Source organism: Paraburkholderia sp. GAS334 (assembly GCF_050436625.1).
Taxonomy (GTDB): Bacteria; Pseudomonadota; Gammaproteobacteria; order Burkholderiales; family Burkholderiaceae; genus Paraburkholderia.
In genome coordinates this window covers 1-1,446 of record NZ_JBNDMO010000094.1, presented here as the reverse complement: position 1 = coordinate 1,446, position 1,446 = coordinate 1, and the positions used below count along the sequence as shown (strand labels likewise).

Below are 1,446 nucleotides of genomic sequence, written 5' to 3'. Positions count from 1 at the left end.
CCCGCATTCAACCGGTCGTCGCAACACCCTGAAATCCGGGAGTTGCAATGGGAACAGAAAAACATGGCCGCTGTCGGCGTGGAGTGCGTCCGGCGGTGGGTTCGGTGGGACGACCCGGCGTTGGCCTGAGGGAAGACCGACAGCGATTCTGGAAGGCAATTGCTCAAGGCTTGCCAAGCGAGAAGGCGGCCGCGGTAGCCGGCGTGTCACCAGTGGTCGGAGTGCGCTGGTTCAGGCAAAGTGGCGGCATGCCTAATGTCAGCCTAACCACGCTTTCAGCCCGTTTTCTGTCCTTCTCCGAGCGGGAGGAGATCGCTCTTCTACGAGCGCAGGGTCACGGCGTTCGTGAGATCGCCAGACGGATGGGTCGACACGCTTCGACCATTTCACGGGAGCTGACCCGCAACGCAGCTACTCGAAGCGGCTACGTTGAGTATCGGGCAACGACTGCACAGTGGCACGCGCAGCGGCGTGCCAGACGCCCGAAGACCGCCATGCTCGTCGCCAACGAATCCCTCAGGCAGTATGTTCAGGATCGACTCTCTGGAGCGGTCACGAACGAGTGCGGCAAGCGTGTTGGGCCTCAATTGGCCTGGACGCGCAGGCGCCACGGGCGCCGTCAGGACCGGCATTGGGCAACGTCCTGGAGTCCACAGCAGATCGCCAACAGGTTGCCCGTTGACTTCCCGGATGATGAGTCGATGCGAATCTCGCACGAAGCAATCTACCAGGCCCTCTACATTCAGGAGCGTGGAGCATTGAAACGCGAATTGAGTGCGTCGCTTCGATCTGGACGGCCGCTACGGGTCCCCCGCGCCCGTACGCGCGAACGAGGCAAGAAGTTTGTCACGCCCGAAGTAATGATCGGCAAGCGGCCCCGGGAGGTCGAGCAGCGCCTTGTACCAGGTCACTGGGAAGGTGATCTGATTATCGGGCTGGGAAGCTCAGCAATCGGAACGCTCGTAGAACGCACGACTCGCTTTACCCTGCTGTTGCACCTTCCCCGCATGGCTGAACACGGAACGGTTCGAGAGAAAAACGGACCAGCGCTAGCCGGTCATGGCGCTGACGCGGTCAGAGAGGCAATCGCTGCCTTAATGCTGCCCCTGCCGTCACATTTGCGCAGATCGCTGACATGGGACCAGGGTGCAGAGATGTCTCAGCATGCCCAACTGCGAATTGACACGGGCATGGACATCTACTTCTGCGAACCGCGTAGCCCTTGGCAACGCGGTACCAACGAAAACACAAACGGCCTTCTGCGCCAGTACTTCCCCAAGGGAACGGATCTAACACGCTATGGCGCCGACGAACTCGCTGCGGTCGCAAACGCGCTTAATAACCGACCTCGCAAAGCTCTCGGCTGGAAAACTCCTGCCGAAAGGCTCCGCGAGCATCTATCATCACGCGCATAAGGCACTGTTGCGACGACCGGTTGAATGCGGG

Annotated in this window: 1 protein-coding gene; it reads left to right on the top strand. The window is 60.7% G+C overall.

The features are described 5' to 3' along the window. Positions 1-47 precede the first annotated feature (47 nt). Complete coding sequence (locus P3T21_RS38375; protein ID WP_429261053.1) at positions 48-1,415, top strand: IS30 family transposase; 1,368 nt, start codon at positions 48-50, stop codon at positions 1,413-1,415. Positions 1,416-1,446: the final 31 nt, after the last annotated feature.

Excerpts from the sequence above, each read along its gene's own strand:
- P3T21_RS38375 (WP_429261053.1), top strand. The coding sequence starts at position 48 with ATGGGAACAGAAAAACATGGCCGCTGTCGGCGTGGAGTGCGTCCGGCG.